The organism is Ottowia sp., assembly GCF_046348305.1.
Taxonomy (GTDB): Bacteria; Pseudomonadota; Gammaproteobacteria; order Burkholderiales; family Burkholderiaceae_C; genus Ottowia.
This window is the reverse complement of the sequence record NZ_JAXMEM010000009.1, coordinates 61,555-77,652: the sequence shown is the minus strand read 5'-3', so window position 1 is coordinate 77,652 and position 16,098 is coordinate 61,555. Positions and strand designations below refer to the sequence as shown.

9 protein-coding genes and 1 tRNA gene are annotated in these 16,098 nt (G+C 71.2%); 2 read left to right on the top strand and 8 right to left on the bottom strand.

All coding sequences use genetic code 11. From position 1 onward, the window contains the following. Nucleotides 1-3: 3 nt before the first annotated feature. The 4 genes from U1F38_RS12095 to gspF all read right to left on the bottom strand — a co-directional run bounded on the left by U1F38_RS12095 (nucleotide 4) and on the right by gspF (nucleotide 5,884). Entirely contained in the window at nucleotides 4-894 is an 891-nt protein-coding gene (locus U1F38_RS12095; RefSeq protein ID WP_409987322.1) for a hemin ABC transporter substrate-binding protein, read from the bottom strand. A gap of 19 nt (nucleotides 895-913) precedes the next feature. Beyond that, nucleotides 914-1,999, bottom strand: coding sequence for a hemin-degrading factor (locus U1F38_RS12090; RefSeq protein ID WP_409987473.1), 1,086 nt, complete (start codon nucleotides 1,997-1,999; stop codon nucleotides 914-916). Between the two features lie 33 nt (nucleotides 2,000-2,032). After that, nucleotides 2,033-4,390, bottom strand: a complete 2,358-nt coding sequence (locus tag U1F38_RS12085; protein ID WP_409987321.1) for a TonB-dependent hemoglobin/transferrin/lactoferrin family receptor — start codon at nucleotides 4,388-4,390, stop codon at nucleotides 2,033-2,035. A 276-nt stretch (nucleotides 4,391-4,666) separates the two neighbouring features. After that, a complete protein-coding gene (gene gspF / locus U1F38_RS12080; RefSeq protein ID WP_409987320.1) occupies nucleotides 4,667-5,884 on the bottom strand; it encodes a type II secretion system inner membrane protein GspF in 1,218 nt (405 codons plus the stop codon). Nucleotides 5,885-6,081: 197 nt separating this feature from the next. Between gspF and U1F38_RS12075 the strand changes: the two genes are divergently transcribed. Beyond that, nucleotides 6,082-6,843: a hypothetical protein gene (locus U1F38_RS12075; RefSeq protein WP_409987319.1), complete on the top strand. Its 762-nt coding sequence runs from the start codon at nucleotides 6,082-6,084 to the stop codon at nucleotides 6,841-6,843. A 29-nt stretch (nucleotides 6,844-6,872) separates the two neighbouring features. Here U1F38_RS12075 and U1F38_RS12070 read toward each other — a convergent pair. The 3 genes from U1F38_RS12070 to U1F38_RS12060 form a co-directional block, all read right to left on the bottom strand. After that, a tRNA-Arg gene (locus U1F38_RS12070) sits at nucleotides 6,873-6,947 on the bottom strand. A 113-nt stretch (nucleotides 6,948-7,060) separates the two neighbouring features. Further along, nucleotides 7,061-11,050 carry a translocation/assembly module TamB domain-containing protein gene (locus U1F38_RS12065; protein WP_409987318.1) on the bottom strand — a complete coding sequence of 1,330 codons (3,990 nt, stop codon included), beginning with the start codon at nucleotides 11,048-11,050 and terminating at the stop codon, nucleotides 7,061-7,063. Between the two features lie 116 nt (nucleotides 11,051-11,166). Then, a complete protein-coding gene (locus U1F38_RS12060) occupies nucleotides 11,167-13,071 on the bottom strand; it encodes an autotransporter assembly complex protein TamA (protein ID WP_409987317.1) in 1,905 nt (634 codons plus the stop codon). Nucleotides 13,072-13,317: 246 nt separating this feature from the next. Between U1F38_RS12060 and U1F38_RS12055 the strand changes: the two genes are divergently transcribed. After that, the gene (locus tag U1F38_RS12055; RefSeq protein ID WP_409987316.1) at nucleotides 13,318-14,838 is read left to right on the top strand and encodes a hypothetical protein; all 1,521 of its coding nucleotides are present in this window, start codon (nucleotides 13,318-13,320) and stop codon (nucleotides 14,836-14,838) included. A gap of 72 nt (nucleotides 14,839-14,910) precedes the next feature. On the opposite strand, the gene U1F38_RS12050 is transcribed toward U1F38_RS12055, so the two are convergent. Beyond that, the gene (locus U1F38_RS12050; RefSeq protein ID WP_409987315.1) at nucleotides 14,911-16,098 is read right to left on the bottom strand and encodes a vWA domain-containing protein; all 1,188 of its coding nucleotides are present in this window, start codon (nucleotides 16,096-16,098) and stop codon (nucleotides 14,911-14,913) included.

Sequence of the window (16,098 nt, the reverse complement as noted above, 5' to 3'; positions counted from 1 at the left end):
GGCTCACGCGGCGGCGCGCAGCACCACGCGCCGATGCAGGGTGCGCACCGACTGCGGCAGCCGCGGGCCGAAGCCGATCAGCTCCAGTGCATCGAGCGTGGCCAGGGCGCGGCTCTTGTAGGCGGGGGTCAGTGCCAGTTCGGGCCGGCGCCAGAAGGTGTCGGCGCCGCCTTGCTCCTGCAGGCCCTGGTCGGTGGTCAGGATCACGTCGGGCGCGGCCTGCGCCAGGCTTTCGGCCGTGAGGGCGCGATAGCCCTCGAAATCCGGCATGGCGTTGATGCCGCCGAAGAAGCGGATCATGGCGTCGGCGGCCGTGCCGGCGCCGGCCACGCGCGGCGTCTGCGAATGCGCCAGGATGAACAGCACGCGCGGCCGCGCCCCCTTGAACGCCGCCACTTCCGCCTGCACGGCGCGCCATTGCTCGTCCAGCCGGGTCTGCCATTCGCGCGCCGACCCCTCGCGCGCGCACGCGCGGCCCACGGCCTGCACCTTGCGCTGCACCTCGCCCCAGGTGTGGTCCACCGTGACCAGCTCCACCTGGACGCCGGCGCTGCGCACCTGGGCCACCACGGCCGGCGGGCCGATGTCGTCGGTGCCGACGATGGCGTCGGGACGCAGCGAGAGAATGCCCTCGGCCGACAGCTGCCGGAAGTAGCCCACCTTGGGCGTCCTGGCGGCGGCCGGCGGATAGAAGCTGGTGCTGTCGGTGCCGACCAACTGCTGCTCGGCGCCCAGCGCGTAGACGATCTCGGTGATCGAGCCGCCCAGCGTGACCAGGCGCGGCGCCGCCTTGGCCTGCGCCCGCGGCCACGCACTCAGCGCCAGCGCGCCGAGCCCGGCCAGCGCCGCGCGGCGCGTGCGCCATCCCCGCGCCCCTTGGGTGTCGATGTTCATCGTGGCGTTTCCCATCCGTTCAGGCCAGCGCGGTGGCCGCGTCGCGCCGCGGCAGCTCGCGCACCAGGTCGCGCCAGGCTTGCAGCTCGGGCACGCCGGGCTTGCGCACGCCGAAGAACATGGCCATCACTTCGCCGGTGCCGTCGAAGGCCTCGACCGAGGTCACCACGCCGTCGGTGGTGGGCTTTTCCACCACCCACACGTCGGTGATCGCGTCCTCGCGCAGGTGCAGGTTGAAGCCCGGGTCGAGCACGTTGAGCCACTGCGTGCCGCGAATGTCCATCGGCTCGATGCGCTGGACCGGGCCCGAATGGATTTGCGTGCAGCCGCCGCTGCCCACGAAGCACATGATGGGCGTGCCCTCCAGCGCGGCGTTCAGCAGCAGGGCGCGCACGGCGTCCGTCGTCAGTCGGTACGTGAAACGGCCTTCGGCCAGGCGCAGGCCCTGCTGGCGCTCCACCTTGTGCATCTTCAGCAGGCCGAAGAAGTCGTGCGTGTCTTCCATCGCGGCCCAGTCGCGCAGCAGCGCGTCCGCGTCCACGGCGCTGTCGGCGCGCGGCGCGGCGGGCGGCGGTGCGGGGGTGAACGCGACGGGCTGACCCGCGGGGTCTTCGAAGCGCTCCAGCACCGCGTGCCAGGCGGCTAGGTCGGTGGCCTCGCGCGGGTAGATCTTGTGGATCGCGAGGCCATGCGCGTCGAAGAACTGCAAACTGGGCTCGGCACGGTTGCCGGGGTTGGCGGCCAGCTCCGTGACCGCGAACGCGGCGTGCCAATGGGCGAAGAACAGGCGCAGGTCGATCTCTTCGCCCAGCGCAATGCCCATGCGCTGGCTGTTGCCCGACACGTTCCTGTAGACGCCGGTCTTCTCGTGCACCGTGGTTTCGTTGCGCGTCAGTGCCAGCAGCGGCCCGCAGGGCTCCAGCGCCTGCAGCAGCGCCACCCAGTCGCGCTGCATCACGCGCGCCACCGGCCCGCTGGCGGGTGCGCCCACGTGGGCGGCCACGGCTGCGCCTTCGGACAGGCCGATGGCGTGGGCCGCGTCACGCGCGCGCTTGCCCTTGGCGCGCTCGTCGGCAAAGCGCTGGCGGATTTGGTCGGGGGTCATGTCGGTCATGGTTTTCTTCCTTGGTGAAAGGGTTCAGAAACGGCCTACCAGCGAAACGCTGACGCTGCGGCCCGGCTGGCTCCAGGCGTCGATCGTGGACAGGTTGGAGGCCAGCCCCTGCACGTCGCTCCAGCGCCAGTACTTGCGGTTGGTGAGGTTGTGCACGGCAGCGGTCAGGCGCCATTCGCGTCCGCTGCCGTCGCGCCACAGGCGCCATTGCCCGCTCAGGTCCAGCGTGGTGGACGAGGGCGGCAAGAACTGCGATGCCGTCGGCGCCAGCGTGTCGTCCACCTGGCTGGCCTTCTTGGCCACGCGGTGCGTGGCATCCAGGCGCACGCTCCAGGCGGGCTGCCCATAGCGCACGCCCAGGTTCAGGCGCGCCGGCTGGATGGTGTTGATCGGCGCGCCGGTGTCCTGGTCCTTGCCGCGCGCCATGCCGAAAGCAGCCGGCAGCGACCACTGCCCGCCCGAGGCGTCGCGCGCCAGGCGCCACTCGCCCGCGATCTCGAAGCCGCTGATGGTGGCGCGCCCGAGGTTGATGGCCTGGTACACCAGCGGATCGCCCGGCCGGCCCGTGCCGGCGACGACCTGGTTGTCGAGGATGAAGTTGCGATAGCGGCCATGGAACACCGCGGCGCCCAGCGACCATTGTTCGCCCCGGCCCTTGATGCCGATCTCGACGTGCTGCGCCTTTTCGGGCTTCAGCTTGGGGTTGGGCACCGTGCGGTAAAAGCCGATCGGGTTCTCGAAGAAGCGATTGAGCTGGTCGGCGCCGGGCGTGCGAAAGCCGGTGGCGTACTGGCCATACAGCGTCCAGTCCCGGCTCAGGTCCAGCGTGGCGCCCAGCCGCGGCGACAGCGCCGAGCCGGACTTGGAGGTGGCCGTGCCCGAGAAGCCGGCCTGATCGGCGCGGATGGAGTAGTGGTCCCAGCGCAGACCGGGAATCACGCTCCAGCCGTTGCCGATGATCTCGTCCTGCACGAACACGCCGTAGCTGGTCTCGGTGGTGTCGGGAAAGCGCTTGAGCGGAAACGTCTCGCCCGCCGGCGGCGTCACCCCGGTCTGCAGGTTGTCGGCGCCGATGCGCATGGCGTCCAGGCCCCAGGCGAGCTTGTGGGCCAGCGCGCCGCCGCGCAGGGTTTTCTCGAACTGCACGTTGGCCTGCAGCGTGTTCTCGTGGTCCAGCGTGTCGCGCACCTGGCCCGGCACGCCGACGCGGGTGTTGTCGTACTGCTCCTCGGAGCGAAAGCGCTGGTAGGCCAGCGTGGTGCGTACCGTGTCGGCCCAGCTTGCGCCCAGGTCGAACCGGCCCTGCCAGCTCAGGCGCTGGCGGCCGTTGTCGGTGGCGCCGCGCGCGCTGGACGTGGTGATGCCGCGCGAGACCGCGCCGTACTGCGACAGCAGGTCGAGATCGGTCTTCTTCTCGACATACTCGCCGGTAAAGGTGTGCGTTTGCCAGGCGTTGGGCGTCCACACCAGCTTGCCCAGCAGCGCCTGGTCGCGCCCGCGCTCAGGGTCGGCCGCGGTGCGCAGGGGCGAGGCGCTGAAATTGTCGCCACCAGTTTCCAGCGCATGGGCGCGTGCAAAACTGCCCGACAGCAGCCACTGCAGCGTGGGCCCGGCCTGGCCCGCCAGGGTGGCGCCCGCGCGCCGGGCGTTGCTGTCGCCCTCGTAGCCCACGCCGGCTTCGCCGCCGAAGGTCTTGCCGCCCTTCAGGTAGGTCGCCGGATCGCGCGTGAAGAACTGCACCACGCCGCCGATGCCGTCCGAGCCATACAAGGCCGAGGAGGGGCCCTTGATGATCTCGACCCGATCGATCAGCCCGAAGTCCACGTTGTCGCGGCTGGCGCCGCCAAAGCTGTAGTTGCGCGGCGCGCGAATGCCGTCCACCAGCATCAGCACGCGGTTGCCGTCCAGCCCGCGGATGTTGAAGCCGGCGTTGCCGGCGCGGCCGTCGGTGGCGCTGCCCGCCAGGCTCATGCGGTTGGAGCGCCGCTCGACCGACACGTTGGGCACCAGCTCGGCCGCCTCGCGGATGTCGGTGATCTGGCGTTCCTCGATCTGCTTGGACGTGATCGTGTCGATGGTGGCCGGCACTTCCTTGGCGTCGCGCTCCGCGCGCGAGCCGGTCACCACCACGGCGGGGAGGCTGCCGCCGCCCGCGCCGGCCGGCGCGGGCGCAACCTGGGCTGTCGCGTCGGCTGCGGTGTCCCGTTCGGTGGCCGGTGCTTGGGCCAGGGCGGCCGGCGACAACATGACGCCGGACGCCAGAAGCAGCGGAAAGGGCGCGGACTGCGCAGCGAACGCTGCGGCGCGACGGGGGCGGGGAGGCGCACTGGTGCGCGTTTTGCGGTGCGCGGCACGGCGCCAGACGATTTCGACAAGGGTCATGAACAGCCTCGTAGTGCACGGCGTGCACGGGATGAGAGGGAGGCTGGCTGGCACCGGTCTGACCAAGGCCGGGCGATGACCCGTCTGGCGGCTGGCTGGCTGGCAGTGAAGCCACGATTATATGCGAATGCGAATCGTTCTCAATAAAAATTTGATGTGAAGCAAATCGGCCTGGGTGCAAGGCAATCCGATCGTGTCTGGGCGACCAAGCTGAAGTGGAAGGGTGGGCGCAGTAGGCGCCTGCGCGTCAGGGGCCCGCAGGAACGTGCGTCGGCGCTACTTGACCCACTGATTGAGCTGGATGATCGGCAGCATCACCGCCAGCACGATCAGCATGACGACGATGCCCATGACGACGATCAGCAGCGGCTCCAGCACGGTGGCCAGCTGCATGGCGCGGCGCTGCACCTCGGTGGACAGCTGCACGGCGGCGCGTTGCAGCATGACGGGCAACTGGCCGGTCTGCTCGCCCAGGCGGGCAAACATGGCCAGCAGGCCCGGAAAGCGCTTTTTCTGCGCCAGCGCCGCGGCCAGCGGCGCGCCCTCGCGCACCAGCACCAGGGCGTCTTCGGCGTCGCGCCGCATGGCCGTGTTGTTCAGCGTCTCGCTGGCGGCCTGCAGCGCGCGCAGGATGGGCACGCCGGCGCCCGCCAGCATGGCCAGCGTGCTGCCAAAGCGCGCCGCGTTGTAGCCGCGCGCCAGGCGGCCCACCAGCGGCAGGCGCAGCCAGGCGGCGTCGAACTTTTGACGAAAAGCAGCGATCGTCAGCGCCCACCGTGCGCCGACAGCTATCAAAATGATGGCGCCCAGCAGCCACCAGCCCCAGCTGCGCACGAAGGCGCTGATGGCCAGCATGGCCACCGTCAGCATCGGCAGCGCGTGCTTGGTGCCGGCAAATACGGTGGCCACCTGCGGCACCACGTAGCTGACCAGAAACACCACGATGACGATGGCCACGAGGGTGACGATGGCCGGGTACAGCGCCGCGCCGATCAGCTTGCCCTTGAGCGCCTGGCGCTCTTCCAGGTCGTCGGCCAGGCGCTCGAGCACGCCGCCCAGGTGGCCGCCCTGCTCGCCGGCGGCAATCACCGCCGTGTAGACCGGCGAGAACTCGCGCGGGTGCTGCGCCATGGCGCGCGCCAGCGGGGCGCCGGCGTTGACCTCAGCGCGCAGGTTGGCGATCAGGTTGCGCTGCCTGTCGTCCTCGGCCTCGTCGGACAGTGCCGACAGCGAGCGCTCCAGCGGCAGGCCGGATGCGACCAGCCCGGCGAGCTGGCGCGTGAAGATCGCCAGTTGCGTGCCGCCAAAAGCGCGCCCGCCCGCGATCGGCCGGGTGAGCAGGCTGTCGGCCGAGCCCGTCACCGGCTCCACCGCCAGCGGCACCAGCGCTTGCCCGCGCAGCTGCGCGCGCGCCAGCCGCGCCGTGTCGGCCTCGATCACGCCCTTGCGGGTCTGGCCGTCGGCTTGCAGGGCTTCGAAGGAGTAGGCGGGCATGGAATTGGCGGCGTCGTTGAAAATTGCCTGGACGAACAACGACTGAACGACAGGAAGCTATTGCACGGCGGACTGAAATTCGCGCTCCAGATTACCATGCGACAAGACCTTCAAGGCGCTGTTTCGAAGGTGATTTGGCACCGTGATCCCGTGAATGCCGTTCATTGACATGCAAATGATTCGTAAGCAACCTCTGAATGGACCCGCGCTTGCCGCCATATCAAATCCATGAGGTCGTCGCAATGAACCGCTGGGACCTTGAAGAGACGTACACCCTTGTCCGGAAGGCATTTGGCAAGAAGCAGGAGCGACTGGCAAGTGCGAGTGCGCAGTCCGTTGCCGAGCGGCAGAGCTTTGCAAGGTTCCACTACCACGAAGCGCGTCGCCTGCAGCATGCGTTTGAGCGCAAACATCTTGCAGATGGACGACTGCTTGATATGCATACACGGAATGGAATGCAGAAGCGCGTCGCGTTTGACGCGTTCATGGTGAAGGCTGGCGCCCACGCCACTGCAGCCATTCAGAGCGTTCACTGCATACCAGACATCCTTGCTCATGCTCTCTACTACTCTACGGGACAAGCAATCCGTGCGGATGCCATACCCAGCCGAGCCATCACGGTTGAATCTGTGGCCAATCGCCTTGCTGGAGATGGGCGCCTATGTAGTCTTGCTGCGATGCTCCGCCAGACGCGATCCGGGTCATCTTGGCACCACCTCGATGCAGTTGCGAACAACAGCAAACATCGAAGTGTCGTCCGGGCCATGCTGAATGAGGATTGGACGGGTTCGCGTAGAAGTTTTCGTGAACTGCATGTCAGCGCGTTTGAACGCGACGGTCAAACATACCCAGCGGTTTCGTTTCAGACGCTACTGGAACCTGAGTACGATCGGCTCTCAAAGCTCGTTGTCGAGATCGGCCAAGCTCTTACTACGCACCTTCGAGCAATCGCCGGCTGATCGTCCGTTGTGGCGCAAGCGCTTAGCGTTGGCGCCCCCGGCAGGAATCGAACCTGCATCTGGCGCTTAGGAGGCGCCCGTTCTATCCATTGAACTACGGCGGCGGGAGTGGGGGCATTGTATCGGCGGGCGGGCGCGGGGCGGGACGGGCCGGACTCCTCATTTGATAGCTGGCGGCGCACGGTGCGTGGGCGCCAGAGGCGGATTTGGTCTGAAATCAGTCGAAGGACAGCTTGTAGATCAGATCGACGGCGGAGGTCTCGCCCGCCTGCCCGCGCAGGCTCCAGCGGCGCGAGAGCTCGTAGAAGATCATCAGCGCGCCGCCGGTGCCGGCCAGGCTGTGCTCGTAGGCGGCGTACAGGCGATCGGACAGGCGCTTGCCCAGGGTCACGCTGGCGCCGGCGACGGTGTCGCCATCGCCGCCGCCGGCCACGCTCAATTCGTCCAGGCCGAAGCGCGAGGCCAGACCGCGCCCGTTGCGCCCGCCCAGCACGGCCAGCGCGGCCGATTGCAGCATGGCGGCCTCGGCGCCGGTGGCGGGCGCGGCGCGGCCCAGCATCAGCCAGGCCAGAGTCTGGTTGTCGGGCAGGGGCGGGTCGGAATACAGGCGCACGCGCGGCAGCAGGGCGGTGCCGGCCACCTGCACGCCGGCCTGCTGGTCGCTGGTGAAGTTGGGGCGCAGCGCGATGATGTCCAGCGTGGGGTTGTCGGGCGTGCCGGTGAAGTTGATGCGCCCGCGCGTGATGTCCAGGTTCTGGCTGTACGCATGAAAGCGCCCGCCCTCGGTCTGCACCAGGCCGGTGACTTGGGGCAGCCCCTCCAGCGGGCCGTTGGCGGCCAGTTTCAGCGTGCCGGTCAGGCGCGTGTCCAGGCCCCGGCCGCGGACCCGGAAGTCCTGGCCCAGATCGATCTGCACGTCGACCTGGGCCGTCATCGGCGGCGTGCCGGCGGCTGGCGGGCTTGGCTCGGTGTCCTTGGCGCGGGTCGCGGCGGGCGGGCGCGCCAGCACGCCGGGCGCGTCCTGGCCCTGGGCCGTGCGGCCGCCGGCGCCGTGCACCACGATGTCGTCGCCCAGCGCGGGGCGGCTTTCGTCGGGCAGCACGATCAGCGCGTGGTCCACCGTCAGGCGGCCGTCGGCGCGCAGGGCGCGGCCGTCCAGCGCGGCCTGCACGCGGCCGGACACGGTGATCTGCCGGTCGGCCTGGATGCTGGCGCGCAGCTGCTCGAGCGTGGCGTCCAGCCGCGCCTGGCCGCGCCCGTCGATCCAGCCGGCCTCGCCGCGCGCCGTCAGCCGCCCGCCGCTGCCTTGCCGGCCGGCGCCGTGCAGCGAGAACTCGTCGATCACGATGCGCGTGCCGTCCAGCCGCGCGCGCAGGCGCCCGTCCTCGAACTGCACGCCATCGACCACCGAGCGCAGCGCCAGGTCGTCGGCCGACGCGGTGCCGGTGAGCTGCGGCGTGGCGCGCGTGCCGCCCACGCGCGCGTCCAGCGCCAGTGAGCCGCGCAGGCGCCAACCGGGCGGCGCCAGCACCGACCAGACCGAGATCTGCGGCAACTGCGCGCGCACTTCGCCCTGCAGCGGCGCGCTCTCGGGCCAGGCCCAGCGGGTGCGGCCGGCGGCGTCGGGGGTGGCGGCCAGCTCGGTGCGCAGGTGCGCGTCGATGCGGCCGGCGCGCGCGCTGTCCCAGGCCAGCTTCAGCTCCAGCGCATGGCCGTCGCTGGTCAGCGTCAGCCGCGCCTGGCGCAGGCCGGCGCCCACCTGGGTCTGCACGCCGGTGTCGGGGTCGGTGGCGTGCAGGCTGAGGTCGCCGCTGGCGCGCGCCAGCTCGGCCTGCACCCGCAGCGTGCGGCCCAGTGCGGCGTCCCAGCTGCCGTTGAAGACCACGTTGCCGTCCAGGCCGGCGTCCCGCATCTGGGAGCCGGCGACGCGCTCGACCCATTGCAGCGGCAGGCCCGTGAGGCGGCCGGTGGTGCTCAGCTCGCCGCCGTGCCAGCGCGCCGGACCCCAGGCCAGCGTGGCTTGCGCGCTGGGCGCCGGCGAAGTGACGATCAGTTCGCCCGCGCCGACATCGACCTGGCCGCCTTGCGCGGGCGATGCGCTCACGGTCACGGCGTTGCGGCTGGCCAGTAGCCAGGTGCCCGCACCCAGCGCCGGATCGCGCACGCGCGCCTGCAGGCGCTGCACGGTGGCGCGCCAGGACGAATCGGCCAGCGCGGCCTTGGGGCTGCTGCGCCCGCCTTCGAGCGCCAGTTGCAGATCGAGCTGGCGCGCGCCCTGGGTCAGTTGCCCCTGGGCGTCGATGCGGGCCTGCGCCAGCGTGCCGTCCACGCCGAGCTTGAGCTGGCGCGCCTCGATCGGCGGCGCGTCGGTGGCGGTTGTGACCGACAGGCGCGGCGCCGTCAGGCTCGCGTGCAGTTCGGGGTTTTGCCAGCCGCCTTGCCAGCGCGCTTGCAGCGTGGCGCTGCCGCGCGCGTCGGCGTCGGCCAGCGCATCGGCCACGCCGGGCCAACGGCGCAGCCAGGCCAGGGTGCGCGCGGCGTCGGTCAGCTTGACTTGCGCCGTGCCGGCGCCGCGCGTGGCGTGGAGCTCGCCTTGCACGGTGGCGCCCAGGCCCGGCGCGCTGGCCGTGATGTCGGCGCGCCCGCCGGGCGTGGCCGTGCCAAGGCCCTGCAGCGTGGCGCTGCCGGCCAGTTGCGCGTCGTCGGTGCGGATGCGCAACTGCTCCAGCGTCAGCACGTCGTCGGCCCAGCGGCCGCGTGCACGCAGGTCCTGCAGACGCAGCGCGCGCAGTCCAGGCAGCGCGCGCGCAGGCGCGCCCTTGGCTTGCGGGGCCGCGTTGCGGGCGCCCGCGCGCGCTTGCAGCGTGGCGTCGAAGTCGATGGCCTCGCCGGCGCCCTGCACCGTGGCTTGACCATCAATGGGCAGCGCGGCCAGTTGCGTGTGCAGGCGCGCCGGGTCGACGTCGGCGAGCTGCGCGTCGATCTGCCAGGGCGGCGGCGCGGCGGCGCTGGCACCGGCCGGCGCGCGCTGCCAGCGCCCGCTGGCCTGCAGCGTGCCGCCGCCCAGTTGCGCGTGCAGCGTGCGCACGGTGGCGGTGTCGCCCTGCCAGCTCAGGTCGGCCTGCAGGGCGTCCATCGGCAGGCGCTGGCGGTCCCAGGGGCCGGCGGCGGTGTTGGCCAGATCGGCCGTCACCACCCAGCCGGCGCCGGCGGCGGCATCGGCCGCGGGCAGCGGCGCCAGGTCCACGCGCCCGCCCAGCTGCGTGCGCGGCGCGCTGCGCCACAGTGCGCCCAGATCGATCGATTGCAGCGTGGCGTGGGCCTCGGGCAGCGGCTGCGGCGCCCAGGGGGTGATGCGGGCGGTGGCGTGGGCGCGCGGCGCGTCGTCGGTGTCCTTGCCCGCATCGGTCGGCGGCGGGGCTGTGGCATCCGGCAGCGGCGGCAGCGCAGGGGCCGATGCGGCTGCAGCGGCGGGCGCCGCCTGCGCGTCGGGCTGTGTGGCGGGCGGCGGTTCAGCCTGCACGTCGGCCTGCGCGCGCAGATCCGCCAGGGGGCCGCGCAGCGTGGCCTGCAGCGTCAGCGGCAGCGTCGCCTCGGCGTCCGGCAGCGGGGGCGCCAGCGCGCCGGCCAGGGCCAGATCGAGCTGGATGGGCGCCTCGTCGCCCAGCGTGGCGCGGGCGTGCCAGCGGCCGTCCTGAAAGCGCGCGTGCTCCAGCTCGAGCCGGTGGCGCGCGCCGTCGTAGTCGTAGCGCGCGGCCAGGTCCTGCACGGCATACGCGGGCGGTCCGGCCCATTGCAGCTCGCCCAGGTCCAGCGCATCGACGCGCACGCGCAGCGGCAGCGCCAGCGACGCAGGCGGGCCGGCCGAAGGGGCGCCGGCGGGGCTGCGGTCGTCGATCAGGATGCGGCGCGCGGCCAGGCGCTCGATGCGCAGCGTGCGCTGCAGCAGGGCGGTGGGTGCCCAGCGCAGCTCGGCGTCGTCCACCTCGACGTGCAGGCCGTTCTGGCTCCAGACCAGGCGCTGCACGGCGCCGCCCGCGCGCAGTGAGCCGGTGGCCGCCTCGGCGCGCAGCGGCAGGTGGGCGCCGGCCCAACGCAGCGCGGTGGCCAGCGAGCCGTCGGTGCCGGCCCACCACCACAGCGTGCCCATGGCCGCCAGCAGCAGCACCAGCACGCCGAGCAGCGCCGCGGCCAGCCAGCGCGCCACGCGTCGCCGCGGCCGGGGCGCAGGCGGTGTTTGATGATGATGACCGGATGCCGGCACCAGACTTGCCTCGCCAGCTATTGAATCGGGAGCATCCGGGCGATGCGGACCGGCGGCCATCAGAAGCTGAACCCCACGCTCATGTGCAGCCGCACCTGGTGCGATTGCAGGCCATAGGCGATGGCCAGCTCCATCGGCCCCACCGGGGTGATCAGCCGAACGCCGGTGCCCACGCCCCAGTGCGCGCGCAGGTTGCCCACGCGGTTGGCCACGCTGCCGACGTCGATGAACAGGAGCTGCTCCAGCAGGCCGGGATAGCGCTCCTGCAGGATGGGGCGCTGCCATTCGACGCTGCCCACCGCCTGGTAGCGGCCGGGCGCCACCAGGCCGCCGCCCACCGGCACGCCAATGCTGCGATAGCTGTAGCCGCGCACCGTGGCGTCGCCGCCGGTGCGAAACAGGTTGGTGGCAGGCAGGCGCGCCGCGTCACTGGCCAGCACCGCACCGGCGTTGGCGCGCAGTTGCAGGCGGCTGGCGCCACCGCCCAGCGGCACGAAGCCGAGCCAGCGCCCCTCGATGCGTGCAAAGGGCTTGCGCGGGCCGATGGTGGTCAGCCCCAGGCCGAGGTCCAGGCCCAGGCCGTGGCCGCTCCGCGGCAGTTGCAGGTTGTCGAAGTAGCGTCCCGTCCAGGCGTAGTTGACGCTGACGGCGGCGCCGTCGCCCAGCAGCGCGTCGGGCACGGCCTGCGTGCCCGAGCCGGTGACGTTGGCGTGCTCGTACTGCACGTAGATGTTGCGGTCGTAGTCCTTCTCGGTCTTGAGCACGCCAGCGCGCACGGTTTGCGACAGCGTGGCCAGCACGCCGTCGTCCTGCCGCATGGTGCGCGCCAGGCCCGCCCGGCGCCAGCCGTCGGCGTCGGGCAGCGAGGTCAGCTCGGCCTGCAGCAGCGGCTGCTTGCGGTCCAGGTTGAGCTTGGTGTCGGCGCGCCAGGAGCTGCCGAAGGCCGTGTTGTCGCGGTGCTCCAGCGTCAGGCGGGGGCCGCTGTCGGTGCTGTAGCCCACGCCCAGTTGCAGCTTGTGCCGCTTGGCCTCGGTCACGGTGTAGGTGACGGGCGCGGCGGCCGGGTCGCCTTCGGGGTCGATGCTGATGTAGGCCGCGTCGTAGTAGCCGCTGCCGGTCAGCCGCTGCTGGGCGTCGACCAGCTCTTTCTGGTCGTACACGTTGCCGGGCTTCAGCCAGGACAGGCGCTCGGCCAGCCAGGGCGGGTAGCGCTCGGCGCCCTTGACGATGGATGGCCCCAGGCGAAACAGCGGCCCCGAGTCGAGCTGCACGCCCAGGCGCGCGCGGGCCTGCGCGGCGTCGATGTCGGCGCGGCTGTCCTCGATGCGCCCACGCGGGTAGCGCCGGGCCACGAGCTGGCGCAGCGCCTCGGTCTTGGCGTCGGACCAGCGCTGCTGCGTGAAGCGGCGGCCGGCTTTCAGCGTCCAGCCGTCCTCGATCGCCTCGCGCTGGCGGCGCGCGCCGGCGTCGGCGGACTGGGCGATGTCGCCGGCAAAGCCGATGTCCACGTGGGCGACCGTGGTGGGCTCGCCGGGCTCGATGGCGATCACCACCGTGGGGCGGGCGTCGGCCGCACCCTCGCGGCGCACCTGCACGGTGGGGCTGAAGTAGCCCTCGGTGCCCAGCAGGTCGCGCACGTCGCGCTCGGCCAGCACCATCAGGCGCGCCAGCTCGCCGTCTTCCAGGTCGCGCACGGCGCGGTAGCGCTGCAAGGTGTTGAAGCGCTCGACGAGCGCGCGCAGATCCTCGTCCGCACATTCGATGCGGATGTCGAAGGCGTTGGGCGCGGCGGCCTCGCCCACCACGCCGGTGGCGGAGGGTGTCGGCGCCGCTTCGGCGTCGCCGGCGGCATCGCTCGCGCCCGGCCCGGCCGCGCAGGCACCCAGCGCCAGCACCGCGGCCAGCACGGCGGCCAGCCTGGCGGCGCGGGTGCGCAGGGCTCTTGCAGGGTTTGCACATGGCATGGCCCAAGTCTATTCGGCAGCCTTGTCGGACAAGGCCGCGACTGCCGGTCAGCGCCGCCGCATGGCCTTGGCATCAGCGCGCGCGGCCGCGTCCGATGCTATAAGCGCTGTGCGTGCGGTGCGCATCGCGCCCGCCCCGGCCATTGTCAGGAGTCGTCCATGCCTTTCATGTCCTTGCCGCGTCCGGCCGTGCTTGCGCTTGCCGCTGCGCTGGTCGCTGGCGGCTGCGCCCTTGGAGCCAGCACCATGTCCAGTTCCGTCCGGCTCGATCCCGCCGCCATGCCGCGCGTGGGCGAGGTCGATGCGCGCTACCAGTCCTACAACGTCGAGATGCTCGAAGTCACGGGCGGCAATTTCTGGCGGCCCTATGGCGCGCCCGCCGCCAAGGGCCCGGTGGCGGCCGACGTGCCCGCCGGCATGGCCGCGTCGCTGTACGCCTACCGCGCGCCGATCGATCTGGCCAACCCGCGCCTGCGCATGCTGGCCAGCGCGCTGGCGCCGGCCTACGTGCGCGTGAGCGGCACCTGGGCCAACAACGTCTTCTTTGCCGACACCGACACCCCGCCGACCAAGCCGCCGGCGGGCTACGGCGGCGTGCTCACGCGCGCCCAGTGGCGCGGCGTGGTCGATTTCTCGAACGCGGTGGGCGCGCCCATCGTCACCTCCATGCCCACCGGCATCGGCACGCGCGACGCCCAGGGCCGCTGGCTGCCCGATCAGGCGGTGCGCTGGCTGGCCTTCAACCGCGCCATCGGCGGCGACATCGCGGCCGTCGAATACATGAACGAGCCCACGCTGGCCACCATGGGCGGCGCGCCCAAGGGCTATGGCGCGGCCGACTTCGAGCGCGATTTCGGGGTGTTTCGCGCCTTCATGGGGGCGCAGCTGCCCGGCGCGAAGATTTTGGGCCCCGGCTCCGTCGGCGAGAGCACGGGCGACTGGGGCGTGGCGCAAGGCGGCTACAGCGCCGACATGGGCGTCCTGCCGGCCGATGCGCTGGCCGCCGGCATGCGGGGCCAGGCCGACGCCTTTTCCTACCACCACTACGGCGCCGTGTCGCAGCGCTGCGCGGCGCAAGGCCACCAGACCACGGTCGAGCGCGCGCTGGGCGAAGACTGGCTGGCCCGTACCGACCAGACGCTGGCCTTCTATCGTGCGGTGCGCGAGCGCCGCCTGCCCGGCAAGCCGTTCTGGAACACCGAGACCGGCGAGTCCGCCTGCGGCGGCAACCCCTGGGCGGGCGAGTTCATCGACACCTTCCGCTACCTCGACCAGCTCGGCCGCCTGGCGCGGCAGGACGTGAAGGTGGTACTGCACAACACCCTGGTCGCCAGCGACTACAGCCTGCTGGATGAAAACGACCTCACGCCCAAGCCCAGCTACTGGGGCGCGCTGCTGTGGGCGCGGCTGATGGGCACGCGCGTGCTGGACACCGGCGTGCCCATCGCCGAGGGGCGCCACGTCTATGCGCACTGCCTGAAGGGCACGCCCGGCGGCGTGGCGCTGCTGGCCATCAACAACAGTGCGCAGGCGGTGGCGCTGCAGTGGGCGGGCGCGCCGGACGCGCAGCTGTGGCAGCTGAGCGCACCCACGCTGCGCAGCCGCAGCGTGCTGCTCAACGGCCAGCCGCTGGCGCTGGGCGCCGACGGACAACTGCCGGCCACGCCCAGCCAGCCGCTGGCGGGCGCCGCCACCACGCTGGCGGCGCACAGCATCTCGTTCGTGGCGCTGCCGAACGCCGGCAACGCGGCTTGCCGCGTCAGCTGAGGGGCTGCGCCGCCCGGGGCGTTTGCAGAACAAATACGCCGCCAGCGCCCGCCCATTGGGCGCGGGAAACTATTATTTGGATAGCATCCGCATCGCGTCCTCCAGCCCCTTGAGCGTGAGCGGGAACATGCGCTGGCCCATCAGCTGCTGCACGATGGCGATGCTCTGGCGGTATTGCCACACGCCCTGCGGCTCGGGGTTGATCCACACGAACTTGGGAAAGGCGTGCGTCAGGCGTTGCAGCCATTCGGCGCCCGGTTCCTCGTTGTTGTACTCGACGCTGCCACCGGGCTGCAGGATTTCGTAGGGGCTCATGGTCGCGTCGCCCACGAAGATCAGCTTGTAGTCCTTGTTGTACTTGCGGATGATGTCCCAGGTGGGGAATTTCTCGGCAAAGCGGCGGCGGTTGTTCTTCCACATGAAGTCGTACACGCAGTTGTGGAAGTAGTAGAACTCCAGGTGCTTCATCTCGGCCTTGGCGGCCGAGAACAGCTCTTCCACGCGCTGGATGTGCTCGTCCATGGTGCCGCCCACGTCCATCAGCAGCAGCACCTTCACGTTGTTGTGGCGCTCGGGCACCATGCGGATGTCCAGCCAGCCGGCGTTGGCGGCGGTGCTGCGAATGGTGTCGGGCAAGTCCAGCTCCAGCTCGTTGCCCTCGCGCGCAAACTTGCGCAGGCGCCGCAGCGCCACCTTGATGTTGCGCGTGCCCAGCTCCTGGCTGTCGTCGTAGTCGCGGTAGGCGCGCTTTTCCCACACCTTGACGGCGCTCTTGTTCTTGCCCTGCCCGCCAATGCGCACGCCCTGCGGGTTGTAGCCGCCGTGGCCGAAGGGGCTGGTGCCGCCCGTGCCGATCCACTTGCTGCCGCCTTCGTGGCGCTCCTTCTGCTCTTCCAGGCGCTTCTTGAGCGTCTCCATCAGCTCGTCCCAGCCCATCTTCTCGATGGCGGCTTTTTCCTCGGGCGTGAGTTCCTTTTCAAGGACTTGGCGCAGCCAGTCGGCCGGAATTTCCTTGGTGAAGTCGGTCAGCATCTCCACGCCCTTGAAGTAGGCGGCAAAGGCGCGGTCGAACTTGTCGAAATGCTTCTCGTCCTTGACCAGCGCGGTGCGGGCCAGGTAATAAAAATCGTCGATGGTGCAGGCCTCGGGCTGGCGCGGGCCCACCACGTCGGCCTGCAGGGCTTCGAGCAGGGTCAGGAATTCCTTGACCGAGACCGGCAGCTTGGCGGCGCGCAGGGTGTAGAAGAAGTCGATCAGCAT